At 56.2% G+C, this 333-nt stretch carries 2 pseudogenes; both read left to right on the top strand.

Annotated features, from left to right (window positions below):
* Nucleotides 1-234: pseudogene (locus tag P0G09_RS16415) on the top strand (NlpC/P60 family protein); the annotation flags it as partial.
* Between the two features lie 2 nt (nt 235-236).
* Nucleotides 237-333, top strand: a pseudogene (locus P0G09_RS16420) (ATP-binding cassette domain-containing protein); the annotation flags it as partial.

Below are 333 nucleotides of genomic sequence, written 5' to 3' on the forward strand. Positions count from 1 at the left end.
TATATGTCTGTGCTTGGCAACCGCGAGGATCTGTTCGGTGACTCTCCCTATGTGGACAAGTACATCACCAATCCTCCCGCCGACTACGATGTCAACCCGGAATACCTGAACGAGGAGAAGTTTGCGACGCTGATTACTGAGGCGGAAAAGTATCTCGGCTATCCGTATGTGTGGGGCGGCTCCAATCCAGACACGTCCTTTGACTGCTCCGGCTTTGTCAGCTATGTTCTCACATGCCAAGCCAGCTTTCCGGTGGGCAGCAGCAACGGGTAGCCATTGGCCGCGCCCTGATGACCCGCCCTTCACTGATTTTGGCGGATGAGCCGACCGGCA

This window comes from Faecalibacterium sp. DFI.5.82, from assembly GCF_029076575.1.
Taxonomy (GTDB): domain Bacteria; phylum Bacillota; class Clostridia; order Oscillospirales; family Ruminococcaceae; genus Faecalibacterium; species Faecalibacterium duncaniae.